The following is a 26,916-nucleotide window of genomic DNA, read 5'->3' on the forward strand; positions in this document are numbered from 1 at the left end:
CGCATAGTTACTTGCACTTATACACCCTTAATTTGTGAAAAAAACCTCTAAAAACCGCTAAAACGTCACTTTTTTATTTTCTAAGCAGACCCTACATAATATTGGTTCATGTCATTGCGCTCATTGATAAAATCATTGCCGCTGAAACCAAAATTGATCATGTCATTGGGGTTCCGCAGATCATTGTTTACGATCTCTACCCGGCTGGCCACTTCCTGCGTGGTCCTGTTGAAGAAATTATAGGCAAAATTACCCCTGATGGACAGGCCCTTCACAGGAGTGAGTTCTATGCCCTGATCCAGCCAGATATCATTGGAACGCCATTTGTCTCTACCCCCATCCTCGAGATAAGGCCAGAAATTGGTACCTCCGAAGTACATACCTATGTATTGTTCGTATACCCCCCGGTCGCCTGGTTCCAAATATTGAGGCAGGTCCGGAAACTGTATGGGCATGATGGGATTGACCCGGGCCAGGGAATTGATATTCACGTCCCAGTTGTAAAAGTAGGGTTTGTCACTTTTGCGGGTGTTTACAATTACCTTTTCTGTTAATTTCAACCAATCGGTCACCTGGAAATCTCCTTTCATCAGTACATTGTACCGCTTGAAATTTTCGTTTCGGTCAGAATTCAGGTAGCCATCTTTGTTCAGATGTCCGAAGGAAACGAAGTAGCTTGATGTTTCAGAACCTCCGGAGATCGTCAGGTCATGCTGCTGGGTAGGAGCAAAATCGGTCATGATATTGTCCTGATAATTGTTGAAGCCATAAAACCGCAGTGCTCCGTCCACTACTCTCCACTCATTCTCAGGGATTGGATTTTCTGACCACCTTCTGGTTCCTTCCACCCAATCCGGGTCATAGGAAGGCACCCCGTTGGTTCGGATATTGGCAATATTTCTCGCATTGACAAAATCATGGGGATCGGTAATAGGGTCCATGTTGAATATGGGCTTGGCCAGCGAAAACTGGCTGTTGAGGCTCACATTTACCTTGCCCTTTTTCCCACTTTTTGTGGTCACCAGTATCACCCCAAATGCCGCTCTTGCTCCATAAACGGCGGCTGCAGAAGCATCTTTCAGTACCGATACGCTTTCGATGTCATTGGGGTTGATCTGATTCAGATCCATGGGGACGTTATCGACCAACACCAGAGGCTGACCTCCATTGATTGAGGTAAAACCCCGGACATTAAAAGAAGGACTTTGTGAAGGGTCACCATTTCTGGGCTCTATATTCAGGTTTGGAATCACACCCTGCAGACCTTCGGCCACATTGGCCACCGGCCGGTTTTGAAGCCGCTCCGATCCGGCTACACCAACTGCTCCGGTCAAATTGACTTTTTCCTGAGTACCATAACCGACCACCACAACTTCATCCAGAGCTTGCGCACTTTCAGTCAGGGTAATGTCTATGGTGGTCCGGTTGTTTACCTGAACCGTCTGGCTCTCAAAACCAATAAAGGAAAATACAAGGGAAGCACCATCTGGCACCGTAAGGGAATACTTCCCATCCAGATCCGTAGCGGTACCTATAGAAGTACCTGGTACAGATACCGTGGCACCCGGAATAGGCTGTCCATTCTCATCTGTCACCGTACCAGAGACATTCACATCCATGGTCTTAGGGATTTTGATCCCGCTCAGGCTATTGGAGGAAGCCAGTACCGGTAGGCCCGATTCAATATTTTTCAGATTCCTGTCCAGCCGGGACTCCTGGGCCATCAGGCTCCCGGAGAACAGACAAAACAGGATTGCCACAAGTGATGACATCGGTTTCATCAGACGGCAATAAAGTAAATTTCTTTTCATAATGGATTGTTGTTAATTGTTTGGTTGATGCGGAGATCTATTTGGTGTATCTCCAGGTGATTTGATTAGAATTGGTTTTCCATAGGCGACCTTTTTGTTTGATAAGCGGTAAATAATTAAGAATTTAGAATTTTTATATTATTTGGTTTTTTATTTAAAATATATATAAAATAAGAATATAATTCTGTTTTTTTAATTTTTTTTAACCAGGTAATTTGACATTATTGGTATTGACTTTATTTAAATTTTATTTTTCACCACCATATTAAAAATTTTACGAACAAGAAAAAAATAATCCTGGAAAAAAACCTGAAAAAGATCAAAAATTACCTGAGACACTGTTGGAAAAACACAAAAAAGGAGGGGCACCGATGCCCCTCCTTAGGTGTTGTTTGCTGTATAGATTAAGCTTCAACAGGGACGCCAGTTTGTCCCCATTGAAATGCCAATTTGTTGTGGTTTCAGAATCCGGGATTTTGCTCCAGCTCCGAATTGACATCCATTTCCCGCAAGGGAATCGGGAAAAGCAGGTTTTTCTCCGCAAATGTACTGTTAAACACATTGGTATGACCCACAAAGTTATCATACTCACCGGTGAGGTCATTTCTGACCTTTCTGGTTCTCAACATGTCAAACCAGATTTTGCCCTCAAAGCAAAGTTCAAAGTAACGTTGGTTCCATACTTCCTCTTCGAAGTTTTCCATACCCATACTTCCGATCGGATCCAGATCAGCCCGTTCGCGGATTTCATTGACCATTTCGATGGCCATGCCATTTGGGCTACCCTCTGCCCTGTTGGAGGCCTCAGCGTACATGAGCATAACATCCGGCAACCGGTAAACGGAAAAGTTCAGTTCAGAGCGGGCATCCTCATCTACAGCTGTCTGGTCAAACCACTTGTAGATGTAATGTCCGCCAAGTGTTTCCCCATTGTATTCGGTGATGAAATACTGTTTCTCCTGAACCCGCTTGTCACCATCCTCGAAACTTTCTACAAATTCCTGCCGCGGCACCAGCCCGCCGAATTCATTGGAATAAACGGAAATACCGGCAAAAGTGGGGAGGCAGACGGGAGTAAGCGGATTGGTCCGGTTGATTTTGTCAAACTGCACCTGGAAAATGAACTCTCCCGAATTTTTGTTATCCGGATTGATCATATCGGTATATTCCGGGAAGAGATTGTAGACAGTACCCACCTGATCCAGTAATTCCATGGATCTTTGCGCTGATGCTGCATAGGCTTGGCTGCCTGCCATCACCGGATGTCCGGCATACGTGAGGTAGACGTCCGCCAGGAGTGATTTGATAAATCCCATGGACACCTCTCCGTTGGTTCTTCTCCATGCCAGGTCGGAATTTTCTGCAGCCAGCAGATCCGGAATGATGATCTCGTCATAGATTGTTTTTACGGGCACACGGGGCCTGTTCACATCTGACAATTCCCGCACCGGCTCACTGATCAGGGGCACGTCTCCATACATGCGTACCAGGTAAAAATAATAAAAGGCCCTCATCGTGCGCACCTCTGCCAGGTAGTCGGTAAGCTCCTGCTCGGACAAAACGCTAAACTGCGGGAGCTGCTCCAGAGCCACATTGCAACGTAGTATCCCCTGATACAAGCCATTCCAGTAGGTGTCGATATAAAATGACTGGGAGTCATAAGTCAGTTGGTTGAACCTGAACGCCTCTGTTTGCGGGACCCCATCTGCTTTACCGGACATAAATTCCAGCAGGGAGAGGGTATTCCCGCCCCAGCCACCGGACCCGGTGACAATCACATTCAGGTTGGCATAGATGCTGGTGACGAAAGCCCGTGCGGCTTCCGGGCTGGACAGATCGGCCTGTGTGGTAAGTGTACCCGGATTCTCTTCCAGAAATGCCTCGCAGGAATACAATCCCGCTGCTACCATTAGGGTAAGGAAATATATTTTTATCTTTTTCATTTTTTTAGCAGATTTAATTAAAAGGTAATGTTTACACCGGCGCTATACGTTCTGGGCCTTGCGAAAGGAAAGAAATCAAGTCCCTGAGGCAGTTGCCCGGCCCCTTCAAAAGTATTTACTTCCGGATCGTAACCGGTATACTCGGTAAACAATAGGAGGTTTTGCCCGCTGAGGAAAAACCTTGCCCTGTTGATATTGTACCTGGACAATATGTTTGCCGGCACTGTATATCCCAGCATGAGGTTTTGAAGCCTCACAAAAGAACCATCCTCCATCCAATGGGTGTCCATATTGGTAAGATAGGGTGTTCCCCAGGCCCTTACTTCGGCTACCATTGCATCCTGATTGTCTGGCCTCCAGGCATCCAAAACGGTGGCGTAGCTGTTTGCCAGGGTTTGCCGGTCTTCCACGGAATGTAGCGTGGCATTGATCACGTCCATTCCCTGCACTGCCCGGAATTCGAAGGAGAAGTCAAAATTCCGGTATTGAAAAGTGTTGGTGATATTACCTACCCATTTGGGATACATCCGGCCAATAATTTTTGAATCATTGGCGTTGATCACATTGTTGTTGTCCAGGTCCTGCCAGCGGATGTCGCCGGGCAGTAAACCATACTCGGCTGCCTGGTCTGCCTGGTCCTGATTCCAGGTACCCAGGCGAACCCGGCCCCAGATAGATCCAATAGGCTCTCCTACCCTCAGGATATTGGTCTGGCCCAAAAACCAGGGTCCGGGGAAGATATCGGCATCATTTGCTCCCAGGCTAAGAATTTTATTGCTGTTGGTAGACCAGTTCAGGTCTGTGGTCCACATAAAATCTCCCTTTTCAATGTTTACCGTATTAAAAGTCAATTCCAGACCCTTGTTTTCAACAGAACCTATGTTCTGAAGCACTGAAGAAAATCCCGTAGACCAGGGCAGTGGAGCATTTAAGAGGAGGTTTTTGGTTTTTTTGTAGTAAAGGTCAGCCTCCATCATCAATCTGCTGTTGAAGAGTCCCAATTCTACACCAAAATCAAATTGGTCGGTAGACTCCCACAGCAGATCCGGATTACCAAATGAAGTCTGTGAAATACCGATTTCATTACCGGATGCTTTCAGTACATTGAATGTACCCAGAAACTGAAGAGAGTTGAAGTTACCGATTTCCTGGTTCCCCGTCGAGCCGGCACTACCTCTTATTTTCAATTTGTTGACTCCGCTGAGGCCGTCCATAAATCCCTCTTCTGAAAGGTTCCATCCAAGCCCTATTGAGGGAAAGAAGGCAAATTTATTGTTTCGCCCAAAGCGGGAGGAACCATCATATCTACCGGTCACTGTCAGCAGGTATTTGTCGTCAAGCGTGTAGTTCCACCTGGAAAAGAAGGAGTTCAGACCAGCTTCACCCACATTGCCGTTGATACCGGATATGGGAATGATATTTCCGGCCCTGATGTTTCTCCACTGAAAAAAATCATCGATAAATCCTTCACTTCTTACACTCAGGTTTTCAAACTGGTCTCTTTGCCAACTAAATCCAAACATCCCGTTAATCCTGTGTCGCTCGCCTATAGACTTGTTCCAGGTGAGGAAGTTTTCGTTTTGCCAATACAATCGTTTTGTCATGCCTACACTGGCAACGCCACGTTGATCTGCAGACAATAGCCTGAGGTTTCTGGACGAATAAAAATTGCTTTTATTGGTGTCGAAGATGGTGCTGAAGGTAGAGCGGAATTCCAGGTCCTGTGTGATTTTGAAATTCATGTAAAAATCGGCATACATCTGTGTAATGTTCACATCCGTATAGCGGTTTTGAGCGATGTTCACCGGATTTTCACCACCTTCAGTCCCTGGCCAATCTGCGTTTGACCCCCAGCGCCCGTCAGGGTACCGTAACGGAATAATGGGGAGGGCCTCCGCTGTCATCCTGGCTACGTTCAGCGCTCCATTGGCATCGTCTACCACTCGCCTGCTGCTTTTTGTACCCAGCATACTTCCACCAATGGTCAGCCATGGCTTGATATCAGAATCGAGTGCTATCTTACCTGTAAAACGCTCGAATCCGGAGTTCATCATGATGCCGTCTTCATTGGTATAGCCGAGCGACACATTGTAAGAAGTCGTATTTGAGCCTCCCCGAAAAGCCAGATTGTGATTCTGCGCCCAGGCCGGATTGTAAATTTCCTCCTCCCAGTTGGTATCATAAATCGGCTGTCCGTTGGCGTCAAACAAATCAGGAAAATCAGCAGGGTCAGCCCGCTGGTACCTCCCCTGTGCAAACCCCTGTGGGTCATATTTGGCCGCATTGTCAAAGGCACGGTTGTAAATTTCCATGAACTGGTTTGCATTCAAAGTCTTGACGCTGCCGGCCCTGTGAGAAAGGGAGACAAAGCTATCGTAGCTGATTTGATTCAGGTTTTTTTCTCCCCTCTTGGTCGTGATCATGATAACACCATTGGCACCCCTTGCTCCATAGATGGCCGCCGAAGAGGCATCTTTAAGTACTTCCACTGATTCGATATCCGCAGGGTTGATCATGTTCAGGTCTGCACCGATCACTCCATCGATGACAAACAGGGGATTTACGCCGGAGTTGATGGAATTGATTCCTCTGATCCTGATCCGGGCAGATGCACCGGGTGAATTCTGGTTATTCAGCACCTCTACACCGGCTATCCTACCCTGCAGCGACTTTACCGCATTGGGTTGGGAACGGTCAATCAACTTGTCCCCTTTTACAGAGCCCACCGATCCGGTCAAATCCGATTTTTTCAGCGTCCCGTATCCGACCACCACCACCTCGTCCAATGCCCGGGCATCTTCTTCCATAGTCACGTTGATCTGGGATTGGTCAGCCACCTGAATGACCTGACTTTTAAAGCCGATGAAGGAAAAAACCAGCGCCCCGCCCTCAGGCACCTCTATGGAATAGTTTCCCTCCAGGTCTGTGACGGTACCGGTAGTGGTTCCCTGCACCAATACGCTTACCCCGGGCAAGGGCTCACCATTCTGGTCAACGATGGTGCCGGTAACGTTGATTGCCATTTCTCCGGAAATCTCCATTTCTTCATCGGCTCCGGAAGCCGCAATTGCCGTTATCCCTGCTGTGCTGTATAGTAACAGCATCAGGGCCAGCGTTTTCAAATCGGCACTTGAATACCTCAAGTGATGTAACAATTTTCTCATAATGGTATAGGTTTTATTGATTAATTGATCTGTGGATCATTCCCTGCCATAGCAGTTTCAAAAAAGGCACATCCTCATTTTCTATCAAATTTTGTAAATGCCGGAATAACCCACTGTTATCCTGGAAATTGAGTGAAATAAAAACATCAGATTTGGCTTTTTTGAAATAACCCATTTCATCCTAATGCTAAATAAAAATTGCTAATAAAAAAAATTATCTATTCATATTTTCATTATTTTTATAATTAAAAATAATTACTGAAACCATGTAAATAATTTAAGCATAGCGAATATAAATTTTCAATTTGTAAGAATTGGATTTATAATAATTGCCTAGCTTCGATGTAGGATTTTTTTTGCCAGCTACATGAATAATCTTTGTAAAAACATCCGGTAGGAAGCCAGACTGATGCAGTGAGGGGCCCGGCTTACCCTAAAAAAACCAAGGATTTTTTTAAATGTACCATTGACGTTTGAAAAAAAATAAGTAAACTTAAAATCAGGATAAAATGGTCAAAAATGACAATTAGTCTGGCCCGCAGTTTTATTTTGCCTTGTTAGAGAGATCCAAAGTTTTGACAAATAATAAAGTATTCACAAAAAGAATCGATAGACCCAAACAAAACAGTGACAAACAATGATTAAGTATTCCAGTCAGACCAGAATTTTGGTGGCAGTAGATTGTATCGTCTTCGGGTTTGACGGCAAAGACTACAAGCTGTTGATGGTGCAAAGGGGATTTGCTCCGGAAAAAGAAAAGTGGAGCCTGATGGGTGGATTTCTGCAACCCAAAGAAACACTCGATGCGGCAGCCAACCGTATATTGAAACAGTTGACAGGGCTGGAAAATGTTTATCTGGAACAAATGCATACCTTCAGCCGACCGGATCGTGATCCCGTGGAGCGTGTCGTGGGTGTGGTGTACATGGCCCTGATCGACATCGAAAAATACGAAACACAGATCAATGAGGATTTTCATGTACGCTGGTTTCTGATGAACGATCTGCCTCAATTGATATTTGATCATGAAGAGATGGTGCAGATGGCACTCTGCCGGCTTAGATACAAAGCATCCATGCATCCGATATTATTTGAATTGCTACCGGAAAAGTTTACCCTACCCCAGCTACAGGCATTGTATGAGGGTCTTTTTGATATGAAGATTGACAAGAGAAACTTTACGCGAAAAATACTATCCAGCAACATGCTGAGAAAGAAAAATGAAAAAGATAAGTCCTCCTCAAAAAAAGGAGCCTATTTTTACTCTTTGAATGAGGAAACTTTAAAGGGTACTACCCAACATATACTGAACCTTATCCCAAAAAATGAAATGCCTGCGCCAACCGAATAATGAAGATGCAAAATTATAAAAACCACCGCAGGTACTATCCGTTGCACCATTACGTAATCACCCCATTAAGTCTGATCACCTTGTCGCTGGCCTTATGGATCCTGGCCGAGGCTTATGCCGCCGGCAGCGATTTAAAACCCGGGGTCTTTTATGCAATGGTTTCCCTGAGCCTATTTCTGCTCCCCATCATGTCACGGATATACGCACTGAAAACCCAGAACAGGATCATCAGGATGGAAATGAGGCTACGGTATTTTCAACTCACAGGTAAGCCATTCTATCAACTGGAAAAGAAACTCAGCCTGGCGCAGATAATAGCATTACGTTTTGCAGGAAGCAAGGAATTGGTGCCACTGATTGAAAAGACGGTCAGGGAAAACCTCCCTCCCAGGCAGATAAAAAAAGCGATTAAAGACTGGCAAGGAGATTATTTGCGGGTTTGAAAAAAGCAAAGGACATCCCGGCGGGATATCCTTTGCCCGGTTTTTAATGGATAAGACTTTTCAGTAAAGTCCTTACTTCTTTGGGGTTTTTGATATTATAATTGGCCTGGGTATACGTATAGCCAACCCTTACGGTGTAGGCATTTTTGGGCATGGCTTTAAAGGTATCCTCATCTGTCCAATCATCGCCTAGCGCCAGGATAAAATCATAGTCTTCTCCACGCATCATCGAAAGGGCCGCCCGGCCTTTATTGATGTCGGGCCTTTTTATTTCCAGAACCATATTTCCTTCCAGCACCTGAAGATTGTGTCCCCGGGCCATGTACTTCAAGTGACTAAACAGCTCCCTCATCCGGAGATCTCCAAGTCCACTCTCTACTTTGCGGTAATGCCACACCAGAGAATGGTGTTTTTCCTCGATAAAGGCACCGGGCGTACGCAACACATAATATTCCATTACCGTGCGGATATCCTCTTTCCAACTGTCATCCACATCGGCGTAAAGAATCCAATCCTCTTTTTGGTCTTTCTTTTTGAGCCATACGCCATGCTCGGCGATCATATCCACCTGTTGTCCCTTAAACCATTTGCCCAGTGTCTCCTTATCCCGGCCACTGATGATCACCACCTGGCAGCGCCCAGACAAGTCTTTGACCAATGTTTTCAGTTCTTCATCAGGATAGGCATCCTGAGGGCGACTTTTGAAGCCCACGAGTGTACCGTCATAATCCAGAAAGAGTATTGGTTTAGCAGCCTGCTTAAAATCATGCACCACTTGTTCTCTGATGTTACTGTCCATTGCCTTGGATTCCAGGTCGGTTTGTCTTTCCTTGACATGTTTAAGCCGGTCCATAAATACCTTTACCCATTGAAAAATGTCATACTTTTTCAGACTGGACTGCATGGAGCCTATGCGTAACTCCTGCTCTTCCTCTTCCATAGACAAGGCCTCGACGATAGCGTTTTTCACCCCTGCCTGGTCATTGGGATTTACCAATATCGCGTCCACCAATTCCTTGCTCGCACCAGCCATTTCTGACAGGATCAACACGCCTTGTTTATGAGATTTGCTGGCCACAAACTCCTTACAAACCAGATTCATCCCATCCCTCAAAGGGGTCACCAACGCGATGTCAGACATGGTATAAAACGCACTCAGTTCATTGAATGGAAAACTCCTGTAAAAATAATGTACCGGAACCCAATTGAGCGTTGAGTATTTGCTATTTATATTTCCTACTAGTGTATCAATCTCCTCCTTCAGCGCCTGATAAGACTTTACCCTGTCTCTGGACGGTACTACCACCATGATCATAGAAACTTTACCATGGTATTCGGGATGGTCTTCCAAAAGCTGATCAAAGACCTTGACCCTTTGGGGAATACCTTTGGAATAATCCAGCCTGTCGATGGTAATCAACAACTTCTGATCACCAAGCATTTCCTTGAATTTCTTTACATGGTTTAGCGTCTTCTTGTTTACTGCAGCATTGGCAAATTTATCATAGTCAATCCCCATGGGAAAAGCATCCACGTTGATCAGCCTGTTATCCGCCTGAATGAAGCCACTTTCATTGGAATGACCGAGGATCCGGCCAACTGCGCTGAGAAAGTGCCTCATGTCGTCGTAGGTATGAAATCCGATCAAATCAGACCCTACCATTCCTTCCAGCAGCTCACGCCGCCAGGGTAGCATCCGGATTATTTCATAGGAAGGAAATGGAATGTGCTGAAAAAAGGCGATGGTAGCTTTGGGCAGCTTATTTCTAAGCATCATGGGCAGGAGCAGCAACTGGTAATCGTGCACCCAAATGGTATCCTCATCCTGGGCGCTCGCTAGTATAGCATCACAGAATTTTTGATTTACCCGGCAATAGGCATCCCAGTATTCGTCCTCGTAATTGATATATTGGGTAAAATAATGAAAAGCCGGCCAAATGGTCTCATTGCTAAACCCTTCGTAATATAGTTCCACGTCCTTTTTTGTCAGGAACACGGGAGCCATTTTTAATTTCTTCAATTCTTCAACGATTTCCTGGCGCTGGCTTTCATCTTCCACATCATTGCCGGGCCATCCTATCCATATGTTTTCGCCTTCTTTGTAAATGGATCCTAATCCGGTAGCCAGACCTCCGGCACTGGGTTTGAATTCAAACTTTCCGTTTTTATGTTGCAGACTTACGGGTAACCTATTGGAAACTATGATGGTTTTTGACATATGCAGTTGTTGGTTTATGGTAAAAAGAGGACACTATAGGTCACTTGTAGGGTTTAAAATTATCCTAATTTAGGTAAAAACCATAGAAATAAAAACCAGAAAGGCCTTTAGACTATTTCTATTCAATAAATTATTGAATTTAATAAATATGGTCCTTTGAAAAGAGTTTGCCCAAAAGATTGCCGGTGAGGGCACTGGATCCTCCAATCAAAAAGCCCATCAACGCCGTGATCCCCACCAGGAGCGAGCTGTTTGAAATCCCCATGATCTGCGCAAATTTATCCGGCAGCCCGGACCCTGAAGCGGACCAGATCAGCAGTGGCACCAGCAGCCAGACCAGCCCCACACCCAATGCTCCCGCAAAAAAAGAAAGAAAGGCCGGCCCTTTTAGCCGGGCGGAGATCAGGGCAATAAGGATCATCAATACCCAGTACGGCAGGTATGGGCCCAAAATATAGGCTGCCAAAGCATTGATGAGTAAATGAAAAAAAAATTTCATCTCAATCCGGGTTCAAAGTTGTTTTGAAAAGGATATTCTCGGCATTTGTTTTTGCCCTCAGGTGTATGGAGATGTATTCACCATTTTCCCATGCATCTATCAGGTTGTCGTAATATTTGCTACCCGGATTACCGGACTGTCCACCGGGATAGATGGCAAAACCTTGTGGTTCGGGACCCAGCGCCACAACCATTCGCCATCCCGGACCCCAATCAGAGCTGCTGGCGTTTACAATGTTCTTACCTCCACCTACCAGCACTTTCCTACCAAATGGCCTGAGGTTGGGGATCAAATGTGCGATGTAGGTTTCTTTATATTTAGCCCAGGTAAGCGTATCACCTGCCTCCGGGTAGGCATCCATTTCGGTCACCATTTCCGCAAATCCCTGGTTGATCCAATGGACTGCCGTTTCCCTGGAGCTGGTCTCAGGACTATCAAACCAGAGGCCTGCAGGCTCGCTTCGTATCAACCGGGACAGGTTATATTTGGACGGGTACACAATTGGCAGCCCCTTGTTTTGCCAGGAATCAAACAACTCCTGCTCAAGGTGCTGCCACCAGGACTTGAAGAGAGCAGGCGCCGCCTGATCTGCCTCCGCATAATAGTCCCATTCCTGCAATGCTTCGATCCAGTTACTGCCCGGTCCTCGGTAAAAAGCACTGTCCAGTTGATCCAGCAGGTAAGGCAGCGTTTCGGCTGCATGCAGGTCATAATTGTCCAATTGCAGTTCCTTCATCTCATCGGGAGTAATCTGGTTCATCGCAGCAAGCCGCTCATTTATCCGCCTGTTTCTATAATATTCAAACTGATCCGAAAATACGTAGTAGGGATAATTGCGGGACACCGGATGTTGATTGGCAGAAGCTACAAAACCTCTATCGGGATTGATTTCCTTCGCATTATGGGCGGTGGGAATATATCCCTGCCATTCGAAGGCTGAATTGCTGCCGTCCATCAGGTATTTACCCTGGCCTGTCCACTTGAGCGGAAATTTTCCCTGTACCGTCATGGCGATATCTCCTTCCCGGGAAGCAAATGCAAAGTTTTGGGCCGGTGCCGTAAAATGGGAAATCGCTTCGAGGTAGTCCTCATAATTGGTTGCGCGGTTGAGCTCCAGAAAACTGCGTTGTTCATTCGAGGGACCGTGTGCCGTCCATTTGAGTGCAAAATTGACCGCCTTGCCCTCCGGAAGAAAATTTTTGTCGTAGACCACAGGCCCATAATGGGTATAAACTACCGTATCGATAAAGTCCTCCCTGCCCTTTATCCCTATCGTATCCACCTGAATATTGCTTTTGATCCACTGACCATTATACAAATACTCAGACCTGCTTTTGTCTCTGAAGGTAATTTTATACCAGTCCATTACATCCCTGTCGGCATTGGTAATCCCCCAGGCTATATCTTCGTTAAATCCGGAAATCACTCCCAGCGCCCCGGGCAAACTGGCACCTTTTACCGTGTATTCCGGAGTACTCAATTGAACAGCATACCATAGTGAAGGCAGGTTCAGCGCCAGGTGGGGATCATTGGCCAGAATCGGATATCCACTCGCAGTCTTATCTCCCGAAACTGCCCAATTATTAGAACCGAAGCCCGGTTCTTTGCCGGGCAATACTTTCTCATAAAAACCGGAATCCGGATAAACCACATCGGGCATTTCAACAGTTTCCGGAACAAAATCCCAGGCTGTCCTGGATACCACGGGGAGCAGGTCTGCCGGCGTTTCGGGGAAGAGACTCGCTATCCAGTCCCCGCCAAACAGGTTTCTGGTGTTGGTATAGGCCAGGTCCCGGTCGCCAGATAAAATTTCAGCCATATTCATTAAAAATACAAGCGATTTATAGGGCGTCCATTGTTCCGGACGGTAATCCAGCAGCTTGTACTCCAAAGGTAATTCTCGAGCTGAAAGTTCGCTGATAAAAGCATTAACCCCGTCTGCATAGGCCTGCATCATGGCCAGTGTCTCCGGATCTTCTTCCTGCAGGTAAGTCAATTTATTTCTGGCGCCAAAGGGGAGACCTTTCCGTCTCATCTCCCTGTCATGGGTAAGGGCCAACTGGCCCACTACTTCAGACAGCCTGCCCTCTGCCGCCAAAACCTGAAACTCCATCTGCCAGAGTCGGTGAGAGGCTGTAATATAGCCCTGCGCCATAAATAGATCCTTCTCAGAATTGGCATAAATGTGAGGGATCAGGTGTTCATCGAAGAGCACCTCCACCGGCCCAGACAAGCCCTCCAGGTCCACCTCAGAAACCGGATCACGGTCTTCACTGTAAGCATTTTGCCAGAACCCTTTAAAAGGATCGAAAATACTGGCCAGGGGAGGCAGGCTCGACAGGTTTATCGACAGCCCTATTGCCACCAGTAAGGTAAACGACAGTGAAAAAAAGAAGGCTACGTATTTCATTCAATAGAGACAGGCAGAATCAGTTTTTCCCATTTTACTTCCAGACCCTCAGGGACAACCGCTATGGAGAGCCATTCCTGATCGCTGGATGCCCATTCTGGCGACACGGTAACTCTGAGGACATCGTTTTCCTCTTTGTACTGAAAATGCCCATGCTCCAGGTCCCATTCGGAATTGAAGATAACGGTCCAGGGCTCATTTTCACGGGGTATGGTAAACATCGAATACTTGCCGGCTTTCAGCGGTTCGCCCTCCACCAAAACGTCTTCTTCCAGGCTGATGAAAGTAGCTTCGTTGGCCCCCGTTCTCCACACTTCTCCATAGGGTACCAGATCTCCCCAGATTACCCGTCCCTTTATTCCGGGCGACCCATACTGAACAGTAATCCGCTTGTCCCCGATTTCTCCGGACACAGTTCTTAACGGGCTAGCCCTTTCTTCTTCGGGTGCCACTTCTTCGGTCTGTTTCTCTTCCGATTCAGTGACATCCGACGAATTGCCGGAACAGGACCAAATGAAAACCAGCAGCATCATGACTAGCAAATAATAAAAGTTTCTGGTAATTTTGCGCATAGTGTTGTGATTTAAATAGAACCCTAATTTATAGATTTTTTTTTACCTACCCAGCTGCGGTCCGTTTAATTAATTGCGCACTACCCTATTCATCGGCAGGCTTGCCATAGATTTGGTGGAATTTGACAGGAATGCCATTTCTACCTGCCCTTTCCCTGTCGCGAAGTGCTCTCATGCGATTTCATTTAAAACATTAGAAATGGATGGCCAAAAACAATAACTTTGTGGGCTAACGGTTCCTTTTTTTTAATTTGCAAATACCATAGACAGCAGAATTATGCGCCTCATTATCATTCCCATCTTTTTTATTTCGGTCCTGCTTTTCTTCAGCGTGTACATTTCTCCCGAAAACTGGGATTATTCGGGATTATTGTCGCTGCTGATCCCAATTTTTGTATTGTTAAATCTGTTTTTGGTTGTACTGCTTTTGTTTGGCCGCATAAAATTGATCTTCTTTCCCATTTTGGCCCTGATCATAGGCTGGAAATTCTTTGTGGTTACCTTTCAGTGGAATCTCCCCGATACGGATACTGCAGGATTTTCCGTTTTAAGCTACAATGTGATGCTTTTTAACAATACCTGGGGGCCAAATAAGGAGGAGCTAATTCTGAATTCCATACAGTGGGTAAAGGAAAATCCGGCCGATATCAAATGCTTTCAGGAATTCTACCAGGATTATACCACACCCTCACGAAATGCCATCAAAATCATCGGCAATGATGGGGAATATGAAAACGCTTTTCTTGCGGTAGACGGCAACCCCAGAAAGAAATCTTACGGGATGGCCATATTCAGTCGGTTTCCCATCATCAATAGCGGTAAGGTGTTTGATAATAAAAAAAATAACGGCGCCATGTTTGCTGATATCATTATCCAAAAGGACACTATAAGGATTTACAATGCGCACCTGGAATCGATGAATATCAGCGCTTCAGAGCTAGACAATCTAGAAGGGATCAGAAACCAGTATAGAGCTACCATCCGAAAATTGAAGCAAGGGATACAAATGCGTGCCGCACAAACTAAGATACTCAGTGAACATATCCAAAACAGCCCTCACCCGGTGATTTTGGCGGGAGACTTCAATGACCTGCCTTACAGTTATACTTATTTTAGTCTTCGAAAGATACTGGAAAACGCTTTCGAAAAAATGGGCCGTGGATTTGGCTTTACCTATAATAAGGTATTGTTTTTTCTTCGCATAGACAACATATTCTTTACAGATGCATTGAATATATTACAATTCAATACCCATAGGGAGGTTGACTATTCCGATCACTACCCTATTTCTGCCGTGTTTGCCTTTCCCGAGGCGGACCGATAACCTTTGCATTTAGAAGTTTTCTTATCGAAAACAAAAGAACCGGTAGCCAGAATAAATCTGCCAGCAAGGCAAAAAACAAAGACAGGCTCACCAGGAATCCGGTAAACCAGGGGATTTCCAAATCACTGAAAACCAAAATCAAAAATCCAGATGAAAGCACGGCTGTTGTCAACACGATTGCTTTGCCGGTGGTCATGAATGTCTTTCGCATGGCTTCTTCCAGAAGTTTTCCGCTTCCCATGCGGAATCGTAGGTTGGCCATAAAGTGAATGCTGTCATCTACAGCAATGCCAAAGGCAATGGCAAAAACGATCGAAGTAGACAATTTGAAATCAATGCCCAGCAAATACATGGCACCTCCTATCCATAGCAGGGGTATGACATTGGGTAGCAATACCAGAAACGCGATTCTCCAGGACCTGTATAAAAGTCCGACAATAATGGCCACCAATAAGAATGCGACTCCCAGCCCCTCGAAAACATTTCTGGTCACTTGCTCGTGGCTCTTGTCTATCAGATAGGAAGTGCCGGTAATGCGAACCCGGAGCAGTTGCTCATCTATATTCCGGGAGACAAAATGCTGTAAATTCTGATGCAACCGCTGCCCCTGATAGCTCCCAATATCTTCCATTCGGCCACTTATTCTGCCGGATTTGAAGTCTTCCGACCACAGCCCCATATCCCGTTTTTCTATAAACTGATCCCGAATACGGGTCATGCCCTCGTAGGCCAGTTCAGAAGGCAGCCGAAAGGCATTTGGATTGCCCCTGTTTTTTGCCTTGTTGATGCTTTTTATCAGCGTCAATGGGGAGACTATATTTTCGGTTTGGTAATTTTTCCGGACAAAGTTCTCCAGCTTTTCCATTTCGCTCAGCACCTGGTAATCAAATAAATCCAGGCTATCACTGCCCGTAGCAATGAAAATTTCCAGGGGTTTGGAACCGGAAAACCGGTCATCAAAAAACTGAAAATCATTCATCAATGGGTGATCATCTGGCAAGCTATCCAGAATATATCCATCGGTCTTTACCTGTGACATAAAAAACCCCGCAATAAGGCTGATCAGTACAAAGATGCCGGAAATGATGCCTTGCCTGTCAAATATCCAATTGTAGGTTTTCGACATCTGACTTTCCCACCCATCAGACCAGCCCTTTTGCCGGCCGGGATCAAAGGATGAGAAAGTATACAAAGCAACTGGCAATAAGCTCATCAGCGAAAAAAACATAAAAAGGACGCCTAATCCCGTGTAGAGTCCAAACCATTTCAGACTGTACACATCAGTAAAATAAAGCGATATGAATCCAAGTGCAGTGGTAAGGGCTGTCAGGAAAACCGGCAGGGTAAGTTCACGGAAAACAAGCGAAATTGCTTTTTCTTTGGGAATATTTTTTCTGATCATCCCCTGATAGTGGCTCAAGATGTGCACCATCCCACTTAAACCAATAACCATGAGAATGGGCGGCTGCATTACCAGCATGACATCCAGCGTGCCCCCTGTCAGCGATAAAAACGCTATTGTCCAGAAAATGCCCGTTAAAATAATCAACAGGGGTAGTAATACCGTCCACCAGACCCGGTACAGAAACCACAGGAGCAGCAGCACCCAGAGAATTGCCAGGACAAAGAAAAAAGCAAACTCGTCCTGCAGCAAACTGACAAATGCACCCTGAGCTTTAATTTTCCCGGCCACCTTATGGTCAGTTATTGGAGACGCCTCCAGTAGCTCCTTGATCCTCAGGTAGAGACGGTCCCCTTCCTCTTTCGAAATCAGTTGTTTGTTTTTGACCAAAAGCAGCAAATACCTGGCACTTTCATCCATCAGTCGACCTTTCCATAGATCATCTTCCAGGAGTCTTTGGGCAGATTTTTCCAGGTTTTCAGCAGACGACCAATCCAGAACTTGTCTGAAGCTCACACCAAAGGGGCCGATGAGTGCTTCCTCTTCATTCAGTAGCGAAATTACTTCGTCTATGCCCCTCAGATCCGCGATGCTCTGTTGTAGCTGTCGGGAATGTGTTAAAAACAGGCTGTCAAATATATCCGGTTGCCGGCCAAGTGCAATCAGCAGATAATCGTTGTCATTTTCGAATGTGGCTCTGTATTCCCTGTAAAATTCCAAATCAGGGTCATTCTCCTGAAAAAAATTTTCAAAATTGTAGTTAAACCTGAGTTCCTGCCAGGTAAAGACAAAAAAAACGGATACCATTCCGGCAAGGGCCAGGCCCCAAAAAGCCTTTTTTTGTGTCATGAAAAAACCTGCATTTAAACCCGATTTAACGTTCGCTTCTTTATGCAACTCCATTCCTGCTGTGCTGGTTCGAATCAGTTTGCAGAAAAGAGCAAAAAATAGCTGCGGACCTGATAAAGGGCAGAAAGCGGCTGATACCAATCTACCCTGAGGCAAAAAATGCTTTGTCTACTGGCTTAATTTGCCTTATTTTACGAGCCAAATGAAAAAACCCATGAGAAAAAACAGAGTCTTTTTGATATGCCTGCTGCTTTTAGCCGGAATTAGTGCGCAGCTCCACGCCCAGAGCCAGCGCTGGCAACAGTCCATCAGCTACCAGATGGAGGTTGAAATGGATGTGCGCAGCAACCAATACCACGGCATTCAGACCATTGCCTATTCCAACCACTCTCCGGATACGCTGGAAAAAGTGTTTTTCCACCTCTACTACAATGCTTTCCAACCCAATAGCATGATGGATGAGAGGTCCCGAACCATAGCCGACCCCGACAGAAGGGTGGGAGACAGAATCGCTGCATTAGGACCTGATGAGATCGGTTTTATGTCCGTTAAAAAATTGCTCGTAAACGGCAGAGAAGCTGAAATTGAGGAAGTGGGCACGATACTGGAAGTAACGCTACCTTCTCCCATACTTCCCCGCAGCACAGCAATTATAGAGACTGAGTTTGAGGCCCAGGTACCGTTACAGGTAAGAAGAGCAGGCCGGGACAATGCAGAGGGGGTAAGGTATTCCATGTCCCAGTGGTACCCCAAGATGGCGAATTATGATGAACAGGGATGGCATGCCAATCCCTACATTGGAAGGGAATTCTACGGTACCTGGGGTAATTTTGACGTAAAAATCACCATAGACAGCGATTATGTATTGGGAGGAACGGGATACCTGCAGAATCCCAATGAAATCGGACACGGTTACGAAGCAGCGGGAGAAAAACCTATAGCAGCAGATGATTCAGAGAAGCTTACCTGGCATTTTTATGCGCCTCAGGTACACGATTTCATGTGGGCAGCCGATCCGGATTTTACCCATGATAAGGTCCTCATGGCAAATGGCATTACCATCCATCACCTGTATATCAAAAACTCCAAGACAGAAAAAAACTGGGAGCAGCTTAAGGAATTTACACCGAAGGCAATGGAATTTTTCAGTGAGCACTACGGCCAGTACCCCTACAAGCAATTTTCTGTGATCCAGGGTGGAGATGGAGGGATGGAATACCCCATGTCCACCCTGATTACCGGCCAGAGAACATTGGGAAGTTTGGTGGGGGTAATGGTTCACGAGCTTGCCCACAGTTGGTTTCAGGGCGTACTCGGTTCCAATGAATCGCTTTACCCCTGGATGGACGAAGGCTTTACCACCTTTGCCAGCAACCGTTGCATGGCCGAAATTTTTGCTGAAGATCCCTCCGGTTTTCCGCAAAGAGGTGCCTATGCCAGCTATGAAAGACTCGCAAAATCAGGTCTGGAAGAACCCATGTCCACCCATGCGGATCATTACCATACCAACACCGCCTACGGCGCTGCGGCTTATTCCAAAGGAGCCCTGTTTTTATCCCAATTGGGTTATATCGTTGGAGAGGAGATTAGGGATCAGGCCATGTTGCATTACTGGGATCAATGGAAATTCAGACACCCCAATGACAACGACATCACCCGCGTCATGGAAAAAACAAGCGGACTGGAACTGGACTGGTTCCGGGAATATTGGGTCTACACCACCAAAACGATTGATTATGCGATAGACCAGGTATCGGAAGAAAGTGGCAAGACCAGGATCAGGCTTCAGAGAAAAGGGCTGATGCCCATGCCTGTGGACCTGGTGATCACCCATGCTGACGGCAGGCAGGAAAGCGTTTACCTGCCACTGACCATCATGCGTGGCCAGAAAAAAGAAGAAGCTGGCTCGCCCGAAAGAATACATATGCAGAAGTGGCCATGGACACACAGAACCACCGAAGTGACATTGGACATTCCGCTTTCCGAAATCCGGAGTATCGTTATCGATCCTTCTATGAGAATGGCTGATATCAACAGAGAAGACAATGAATGGGTGCCGGAACAGTAAAAGGAGATGAAGAAAAGGGAGAGGAGGCAATCAGTCCAGTCTGTCATTTTCCCTTATTCCAGCCGCACCTGATACTGCAATATCAGGCAACTTCTCCTATGGCTGGCTAGCGGTAGACCTTGTTCTGAATAGTCAAATACTGGTCTGTTTTGAAAAGCAAGGGTAATTTTGGAGGCTTGTCCCTTCATCAGGATATTGATGCCGCCCTCTATGTAGGTGACGGGGTCCTGCAAACGCTCAAACCTGGAAAATTGTCCGGAAATAAAGGGCTGAATTTTCTCATTGCGGTCTTTGAGCTTCCACAAGTACCCTCCCTGAACATACGCGGTATGCCCTGTGCCGATAGCCGGCCAGGCATTACCTGTACCATTAAACGATCCCTGCTCATTCAGCCCGCCTCCTACATTGTTAAAACCAATCACCCTCAGGTAATTGGGACCAAAATTGTAATAAAAATAACCTGAATAAAAAGTCAATGCATTGTCTCCAGGGCCAGGCAATTCACCAAAAAGATCTATCGCAATGAGGCTGATCGGACTCGTGATCGTATCCGAAGCAGCATTGAGGTGCCACATGGCATTGCTTTGCCGCTCAAAGCCCATGCCGAGGGACAAAACTTTTCGCTCTCCGTCATAGGTTCCCTGGTGAAAGGGTGAATGCAAGCTCTCCTTGTCGAAAAAATGGTGCTTCAGGTAAAAGGCAGTCTGTATCCCTGGTTTGGCATTGGCAAAAGTGGAGTTGGAGGAGATCCTGGTATTTTCTACCGGAGCATAGGGCCTGCCAAAGATCCAACGGTAATCCCAGCTCCCAATCTGACCTTTGATATAAGCGCTAAGTTTCCGCAATACATTATCCGTCTGATTGACTGTGGGTATCATAAAAGGCGCAACATCAAGACTGAGCAACCGGCTTGTATTGGGGGCGGCATACCGGGAGGTCCCGTTCCATCCTGACTGTCCCCCTCCTACAGACAGGAATTTGTGCAGTCGGTGATCTACATAGAAATCCAGTAGCCGGATCTCTCCGGATCGGGCACTCAGGTAATTGATATTGTTTTGTCCCAGGGTAAAGGTGATGTTGGTTTTGTCCCGAATCCTCGCATAGGTCTGCAGGCGAACCCGCCGTATTGAAATATCAAAAAAAGCTGGCGTTTCCTGTCCATTGATCAGCGTGCCCGGGTTGTTTTCATTGTAACGCATCCAGAGCTGTCCTGTGAGCCTCGCTCCGGCATAGGTGCTGCTGTCGCCCTCCTGATACACCCGCAGGGCCTGCCCGTGCACCGAGGCTTGTATCAGGACTTGCGCTGCAAGCAGTAAAAAAAGGACTGTCTTCAGGGAGAAAAAAGCGGCACAGGTCTGATCTTTAAAAAAGTTCATATTTGGTTTTTTCTCTTGTAACAATACAGTCCTAAATTTAAGCAATTCTATCTGGACTCGGACAGCCAGGACTCTCAATAAAAAATAAAAATTTATCTGTTAGGTTTGAAGTCCGGAAATAGAAAAAGTTTAATTTCGTTTAAACCTTTCCGAACTTTGATATCGTTTATTCGATGAAAAAAACATGGACTATAATCGCCGCAGCCATTGTATGGTTTGCGGTGGTGGCTCAGCTTTGTTTGATGCTACAAAACACCTCCACGGATATCGTTAGCAGCATTGTTCGTTTCTTCAGCTATTTCACCATCCTCACCAACAGCCTGGTGGCTATATATTTTTCTGTTCTGGCCTGGGGGAAAGACAATACCAGACTGGCCCGCCTTTTTCACCGTCCGGGCACATTAACAGCTATCACCGTCTACATTTTAGTAGTGGGTCTGGTATACCAGATTGTACTCAGGGGCATATGGGAACCGGAAGGACTTCAACGACTGGTCGACGAACTGTTGCATAGTTTTAATCCCTTGCTCGTACTGGTGTTCTGGATATCCCTTGAAAACAAAAACAAAGTTGAATGGCGGTTGCTCCCCTATTGGCTGATATACCCCGCTCTGTACCTGCTTATTATCCTGCTGCTGGGTGAAATCACGGCTTTTTATCCCTATCCGTTTGTGGATGTGTCAACGTTGGGCCTCGCAAGGGTATTGATGAATAGTTTTTATGTGCTAATGCTGATGCTATGTATCGCTGCTGTGCTGCTGGCAGTCGGTAAATACGTCGTCAAAAGATCTATGGCCGCATAAACAAAAGGTGGTCCCTCGCCCTGAGCCGCCTGCCAACCGTTATATGCGGTTCCTTTTGAATGATACAGCTACCATCCACCAGTTATATTTACCGGTAAAAAGAAAATAAATTGTCAAATTAAATTCACTTTTTTGGGAATTCGCTACAATACTGATTATATTGAGAAATCCTTATAACCAAAATCGATCGTGCCATGAAGTTGATGACAGTAATATGTTGCCTGATATTTTTCTCCGTGCAAGTGCAGGCACAACAAGATTTAGAACTGGAAAGACAGACAAAAGACAATCGTTTCCATTTTCAGGAATTCGAAGCGCTGCAATTTGAAGCCGTAAATCCGGAGGTATCCACCACAACTTTTCTTGCGAAAGATTTGTCCTATGACAAGTCCCCTACTCCCGGGCCGCCCATGGGTAATTACGGGGAATTCAAAATTATTGTGGTAAAACTCCCAGCAGCCAAAGAGCTTAAGACCCCGGCAGATGTCGCAGATAGCAACAGAAATACCAAAGCCTATCTGGTCAAGCGGGATACCAGCCCCTGATTGGGCTCAATGATCATATCTCGCAGATGAAACGCTAATGATCGCCCAGTTCCAGTGTCCATCATCGAGTATCCAGGATGCTTTACAATGGGTCGGAATTTCTATATTCTGGTGTACTCCGTGCTTCTCCGCTGTAATGACCCAGGGATGACGTTTGGCATGTTCATTTCCTCCAAGGTATCTGTCCGTCCGGAATTTTCTGAATTTTCCTTCCTTGTCAAATTCGAATGTCCCTGATACGGCATGCCCTTTGTAAGAAAGGATTGCTTTTGCCGTTTCATCTGTTCCTGCTTCCCATTCGATATAGGGACTTGTAGCCATCCAGGGAAACCATACCATTTCGCCCAGAAATCGCTGTAGGGTACCTTCGTCAATTTTTGGATTGTTTTTTTCGCTTACCAAAGCAAACAAAGACCATAGCTTGATCAGCATCTCTCCCTTGCCGTCAAGCAATAAATCCCTGCCCCGTATTTTTACCAAAGGGAGAATATCCAGGGATAGGGTCCAGATGAATCCGGGCCGGACTGTATTGAAATACTGGGTAGCCTCACCCCGGTACCAGGTTTTCTGCTCCGGTTTTAACCTGAGCTGAAATTCCTGAACAAGTTTTACTTTGCGATATCCCGGCTGGTCTGTAGCCCCCGACCGATCCAGCCAACGCTGCACCGGAGCAGGCAACACCACAGCTGCTGAAGATTCAACCCAAGCAGCGGGCTGCGGCGCAAACAATTTCTCCAATTCAACGGACACCTGATGATCAAACCTGCTGTTTGCCCAGTGAATAAGCAGGACAATCACGATAATCAAATTGGGCAAGGATTACAACCACCCCACGCAAATCTTTATGTATCAGTAAGTTACAAGAACAAATTTCAGCGGGTTCACCTTTCAGTTCTCAATTTATTCAAACTGGTTTGAGTGCATTTGGTGAACTCCGAAACCTTTACAAATATACAAAAAAGCCTGCTGTTTAGGTTCAAATCGTGGCAAAAAGTGTTAAATTTTATTGGTAACGGGTCATATATTTTAGTGCCGTTTGACTGCCTTATTATGCCAGGTCAATCGGTGATGTAGCGCTCAACGATGGTCGCTGACAATCCGGTGAACTCGCAAAACTCATCCACACTCACAAACTGGTGTGGGTCTTTAGCGAGCTCCTCCCTGATCTTCTTCAACAGTTTCCTTCCGTATCGTTCACTCTTACCAGTAATCCGCTGTACATCTTTTGGATAGATACAGGCTCTTTTGGTTTCGATCATACTTTATCTATGCTTCATCTATGCCTTTTGTATACTGTAAATATATGAAATGCCATTGGCAGTTCATTTTGAACCAATCGGAATAAACGGTATTCAATGTTCCTAACCGGAACCAGTCTTTTGTCTGCCTTACGTAATTATCGGATTTTCGAAGAGTTGCAACGAAGCAACGAATCAAAATTTCAAATGATATGGCAAGACAAGCTGGGATTATCAAGTTGAAGGGCAAGGTCGGTGACATGTCCTTTTACAAAACGAAAGATGGCTACCTAGCCCGGGAAAAGGGCGGGGTGGACAAAGACCGGATCCAGAACGATCCGGCTTTTCAGAGAACCCGTGAAAACGGTGCTGAGTTTGGCCGTGCAGGTGCAGCCGGACGGACTTTGAGAACGGCCTTCAGGCCGCTTCTTCTGCGAACCTCTGACAGCCGATTGACCTCCAGGCTGACCAGGGAAATGGTGAAGGTCATCAAAGCGGATGCAACCAGTGTCAGGGGAGAACGGAATGTTCTCGATGGCGAGCTGGAGCTTCTAAAGGGCTTTGAGTTCAATGCAAACGGTCGCCTTGGAGCTACCATGTATGCGCCTTTCGATGCGAGCATTGACAGGGCCACAGGTGAAGCTGTGGTCAATGTGCCTGGCTTTGTACCCCAAAATACCATCGCTGCTCCTCAGGGTGCTACGCACCTGAAATTCGTTTCTGCTGGTGCGGAGATTGATTTTGAGGAGGATGATTTCACTTTGGTGACTTCCGATAGCGGTGAGATTGCGATTGGCCCACAGGCCGAAGTGGCCATAAACCTGACCAATGGGTTGCCAGCAAACAGCACCAAACCGCTTTTGCTAGCCTTTGGAGTTGAGTTCTATCAGGAAGTGAATGGGAGCTTCTATCCGCTGAAAAATGGTTCTTACAACGCCTTGGCGTTGGTGGCTATTGATGGTGCTCCTGCCGCTCAACAGACCTAATTCTGGTTCGGATGGAATTGATTCTGAGAAGAGACCATCATCCGGAAGGAACGAACGGTAGCCTATGCGATGGGGGGCAGCAAATCTGCTCCACCATCGAGCTTCCCTGGAGGGAAAATCAGCGAATGGTATCCTGCATCCCGGAAGGAAGGTATGAGCTGGTCAAGCGATATACCGACAAACGGGGTTGGCACCTGCTGGTGAAAAACGTCCCTAACAGGAGTGGTATCCTGTTCCACCCGGCCAATGACGCCCTGAAGGAACTGAAGGGCTGTATAGCCCCGGTTTCAAAGGTGACTGGTCCAGGTAAAGGGACGCAATCCAGAGTAGCCGATTCCAGGTTGAAAACACTTGTGTTTGAGGCCATGGAAAGAGGCGAAAGTGTATTTCTTATTATTCAAAAAGCAAATAACGTATGACGATCATAGAAAGGGCAAAAGCCCCAACCCCAAAGTTTTTCAGAGTGCTCCGCACGATAGGTTTTTCACTGGCGGCAGCTGGTGGCGCATTGCTGGCTGCACCGATCAGTTTACCGGCCGGTATTATTGCCCTGGGCGGCTACCTCACAGTAGGTGGAGCCGTACTGACTGCAGTCAGTCAGGTGACCGTAGAGGATAGCGCAAAAGCGAACAGGAAAGATGGCTAATCTGGTAAGCGGAGGAGGCACGAGAGCAGGAACTGTTGGAGGCACGTTGCTAAGCGTCTTGGCGAACATAAATTCCGGGGACATCCTCCATACCTGCATATTAGCTGCTGTCGGAGCGTTAGTGAGCTTTACCGTGTCCATCCTGCTAAAGTTGTTACTCCAATGGTTCAAAAGAAAACATCCACCTCCGAAGGTGATGTAATTCCCGCAAGTCGGGAAAGTTTGTGTTCCTCTCAATGAAAAGGCCTTCTCGTGGGGCCTTTTTTCATTCCAAAAGTATCTGAAACATAATGGCCCTCTTTACCTGTTTCACAAGCTCTACCTGCTTTTGCAGGATCTTGGCTTTCTGCTCAAAGTCCTGAAGAAGTGCCAATGACTTTAGGTACTTCCTACGGTCTTTCATGGCTTTTTCCTGCCCTGCCAGCAATACCGCCCTGGCGTCACCTATCCTGATGAATGGGACAACAGAACCGGTCAGGTGTGGCGTGAACGCCTGTGCCTGCCAAAGACCGTAAGAGAGCCAGAAATAAAAGTTCCTTGCCTCCTCCGATTCTGTGGTGATGGCGAAGCAATTGGGACAAGGGGTTTCGAGCGGCTTTCCCGCATTCAGCCCTTTGGAAAGAATGAAGAAATGAGGTTTAGAGCTGGTGAAGCCTTCTCGATAAGTTTTGATCTGAAAAGTGTGCATAGTATGAGCATTTAAAGTTTTGCTCGCTGCGCTTCGCTTCGCACACATTTCAAAAGAGAAAAGAAAAAAGGAAAAAAAAGAAAAGAGAAAGCCTTTGGTCAGGTGGGCATGGACAGGGCAGTCAAGGTTTTTTGGAAAAATACTACCCGTAGGGTGGAGATTTTTTCAAAAACCCGTAGGGCTTGACCTTGACGGTACTGATTGGGGATGGCCTTGCGGGGCCCGCCTAACTTAGCTGCACTCTTTGTTTTGTTCTTCTTTGTCCGACACCAGAAAAAAAAAAAAGAGCCCCCCTAAAAGGGAAGCTCTGAAAGGCACAACTCGAACCATAGAAAGCGAAGCGTATAATCTGTGATACCACAATGCTGAACGCCTGCATGGAACGGACGACCTGAGGTGCGAACGCCCGCCAGCAACCACCGGCTGCCGCAACGGACTCTAAATAATAACTTAAACATAATGCCCTTCATCACAGGAACGGTGTGATTGCGGCAAGGGCTGTGAAAAAAAATACTACCTGAAGGGTGGAGATTTTTTTTGAAACAGGCGAAGCGGACCCTTGCAAGCTCTCACATCCGCA

General features: G+C 46.3%; 21 protein-coding genes. 9 read left to right on the forward strand and 12 right to left on the reverse strand.

What is annotated here, in order from left to right; translation table 11 throughout:
- Window positions 1–80 precede the first annotated feature (80 nt).
- From BUB19_RS12600 to BUB19_RS12610, 3 genes are all read right to left on the reverse strand, one after another.
- On the reverse strand, window positions 81–1,811 hold the full coding sequence (locus BUB19_RS12600; RefSeq protein ID WP_084097262.1) for a SusC/RagA family TonB-linked outer membrane protein: 1,731 nt from the start codon (window positions 1,809–1,811) through the stop codon (window positions 81–83).
- A 461-nt stretch (window positions 1,812–2,272) separates the two neighbouring features.
- Window positions 2,273–3,754 (reverse strand): RagB/SusD family nutrient uptake outer membrane protein, encoded by a 1,482-nt coding sequence (locus BUB19_RS12605; RefSeq protein ID WP_073094929.1) that lies wholly within the window; start codon window positions 3,752–3,754, stop codon window positions 2,273–2,275.
- Window positions 3,755–3,771: 17 nt separating this feature from the next.
- Entirely contained in the window at window positions 3,772–6,918 is a 3,147-nt protein-coding gene (locus BUB19_RS12610) for a SusC/RagA family TonB-linked outer membrane protein (RefSeq protein WP_245802846.1), read from the reverse strand.
- Window positions 6,919–7,555: 637 nt separating this feature from the next.
- Here BUB19_RS12610 and BUB19_RS12615 point away from each other — a divergent pair.
- A complete protein-coding gene (locus BUB19_RS12615; RefSeq protein ID WP_073094930.1) occupies window positions 7,556–8,269 on the forward strand; it encodes an NUDIX hydrolase in 714 nt (237 codons plus the stop codon).
- Window positions 8,270–8,274: 5 nt separating this feature from the next.
- On the forward strand, window positions 8,275–8,712 hold the full coding sequence (locus tag BUB19_RS12620) for a DUF6526 family protein (RefSeq protein ID WP_084097288.1): 438 nt from the start codon (window positions 8,275–8,277) through the stop codon (window positions 8,710–8,712).
- Between the two features lie 43 nt (window positions 8,713–8,755).
- Here BUB19_RS12620 and BUB19_RS12625 read toward each other — a convergent pair whose 3' ends face one another.
- From BUB19_RS12625 to BUB19_RS12640, 4 genes are all read right to left on the reverse strand, one after another.
- Window positions 8,756–10,930: a bifunctional alpha,alpha-trehalose-phosphate synthase (UDP-forming)/trehalose-phosphatase gene (locus BUB19_RS12625; protein ID WP_073094932.1), complete on the reverse strand. Its 2,175-nt coding sequence runs from the start codon at window positions 10,928–10,930 to the stop codon at window positions 8,756–8,758.
- 139 nt (window positions 10,931–11,069) lie between these two features.
- Complete coding sequence (locus tag BUB19_RS12630; protein WP_073094933.1) at window positions 11,070–11,429, reverse strand: hypothetical protein; 360 nt, start codon at window positions 11,427–11,429, stop codon at window positions 11,070–11,072.
- 1 nt (window position 11,430) lies between these two features.
- A complete protein-coding gene (locus BUB19_RS12635; RefSeq protein ID WP_073094934.1) occupies window positions 11,431–13,839 on the reverse strand; it encodes a penicillin acylase family protein in 2,409 nt (802 codons plus the stop codon).
- Window positions 13,836–14,411: a DUF2911 domain-containing protein gene (locus BUB19_RS12640; protein ID WP_073094935.1), complete on the reverse strand. Its 576-nt coding sequence runs from the start codon at window positions 14,409–14,411 to the stop codon at window positions 13,836–13,838. The genes BUB19_RS12635 and BUB19_RS12640 overlap by 4 nt, the downstream gene beginning before the upstream one ends.
- A gap of 277 nt (window positions 14,412–14,688) precedes the next feature.
- Between BUB19_RS12640 and BUB19_RS12645 the strand changes: the two genes are divergently transcribed.
- The gene (locus BUB19_RS12645) at window positions 14,689–15,735 is read left to right on the forward strand and encodes an endonuclease/exonuclease/phosphatase family protein (protein ID WP_073094936.1); all 1,047 of its coding nucleotides are present in this window, start codon (window positions 14,689–14,691) and stop codon (window positions 15,733–15,735) included.
- Here BUB19_RS12645 and BUB19_RS12650 read toward each other — a convergent pair.
- Window positions 15,695–17,986, reverse strand: a complete 2,292-nt coding sequence (locus tag BUB19_RS12650) for an efflux RND transporter permease subunit (protein ID WP_073095120.1) — start codon at window positions 17,984–17,986, stop codon at window positions 15,695–15,697. The two genes, BUB19_RS12645 and BUB19_RS12650, sit on opposite strands and share 41 nt — an antisense overlap.
- 214 nt (window positions 17,987–18,200) lie before the next feature.
- Here BUB19_RS12650 and BUB19_RS12655 point away from each other — a divergent pair, with 214 nt between their 5' ends.
- Entirely contained in the window at window positions 18,201–20,054 is a 1,854-nt protein-coding gene (locus BUB19_RS12655) for a M1 family metallopeptidase (protein WP_073095121.1), read from the forward strand.
- Window positions 20,055–20,107: 53 nt separating this feature from the next.
- Here the strand turns inward: BUB19_RS12655 and BUB19_RS12660 are convergent, their stop codons facing one another.
- On the reverse strand, window positions 20,108–21,430 hold the full coding sequence (locus BUB19_RS12660) for a hypothetical protein (protein ID WP_073094937.1): 1,323 nt from the start codon (window positions 21,428–21,430) through the stop codon (window positions 20,108–20,110).
- A 173-nt stretch (window positions 21,431–21,603) separates the two neighbouring features.
- Between BUB19_RS12660 and BUB19_RS12665 the strand changes: the two genes are divergently transcribed.
- Complete coding sequence (locus BUB19_RS12665) at window positions 21,604–22,233, forward strand: Pr6Pr family membrane protein (RefSeq protein ID WP_073094938.1); 630 nt, start codon at window positions 21,604–21,606, stop codon at window positions 22,231–22,233.
- 194 nt (window positions 22,234–22,427) lie between these two features.
- Window positions 22,428–22,778, forward strand: coding sequence for a hypothetical protein (locus BUB19_RS12670; RefSeq protein WP_073094939.1), 351 nt, complete (start codon window positions 22,428–22,430; stop codon window positions 22,776–22,778).
- A gap of 6 nt (window positions 22,779–22,784) precedes the next feature.
- Here BUB19_RS12670 and BUB19_RS12675 read toward each other — a convergent pair whose 3' ends face one another.
- Entirely contained in the window at window positions 22,785–23,576 is a 792-nt protein-coding gene (locus tag BUB19_RS12675) for a DUF6920 family protein (protein WP_143156025.1), read from the reverse strand.
- 260 nt (window positions 23,577–23,836) lie between these two features.
- Complete coding sequence (locus BUB19_RS12680) at window positions 23,837–24,037, reverse strand: hypothetical protein (protein ID WP_229712704.1); 201 nt, start codon at window positions 24,035–24,037, stop codon at window positions 23,837–23,839.
- Window positions 24,038–24,228: 191 nt separating this feature from the next.
- Between BUB19_RS12680 and BUB19_RS12685 the strand changes: the two genes are divergently transcribed.
- From BUB19_RS12685 to BUB19_RS12695, 3 genes are read left to right on the forward strand one after another with little or no spacing between them, the layout of a single operon-like run.
- On the forward strand, window positions 24,229–25,002 hold the full coding sequence (locus BUB19_RS12685; RefSeq protein ID WP_073094941.1) for a hypothetical protein: 774 nt from the start codon (window positions 24,229–24,231) through the stop codon (window positions 25,000–25,002).
- 11 nt (window positions 25,003–25,013) lie between these two features.
- Window positions 25,014–25,421 (forward strand): DUF5675 family protein, encoded by a 408-nt coding sequence (locus BUB19_RS12690; RefSeq protein ID WP_073094942.1) that lies wholly within the window; start codon window positions 25,014–25,016, stop codon window positions 25,419–25,421.
- Window positions 25,418–25,648, forward strand: coding sequence for a hypothetical protein (locus BUB19_RS12695; protein ID WP_073094943.1), 231 nt, complete (start codon window positions 25,418–25,420; stop codon window positions 25,646–25,648). Before BUB19_RS12690 ends, BUB19_RS12695 begins: the two co-directional genes overlap by 4 nt.
- Before the next feature lie 265 nt (window positions 25,649–25,913).
- Here BUB19_RS12695 and BUB19_RS12705 read toward each other — a convergent pair whose 3' ends face one another.
- Complete coding sequence (locus BUB19_RS12705; RefSeq protein ID WP_073094945.1) at window positions 25,914–26,336, reverse strand: DUF6943 family protein; 423 nt, start codon at window positions 26,334–26,336, stop codon at window positions 25,914–25,916.
- Window positions 26,337–26,916 lie beyond the last annotated feature (580 nt).

Origin of the sequence: Cyclobacterium lianum (assembly GCF_900143075.1) — a bacterium.
In the GTDB taxonomy this organism is placed as follows: domain Bacteria; phylum Bacteroidota; class Bacteroidia; order Cytophagales; family Cyclobacteriaceae; genus Cyclobacterium; species Cyclobacterium lianum.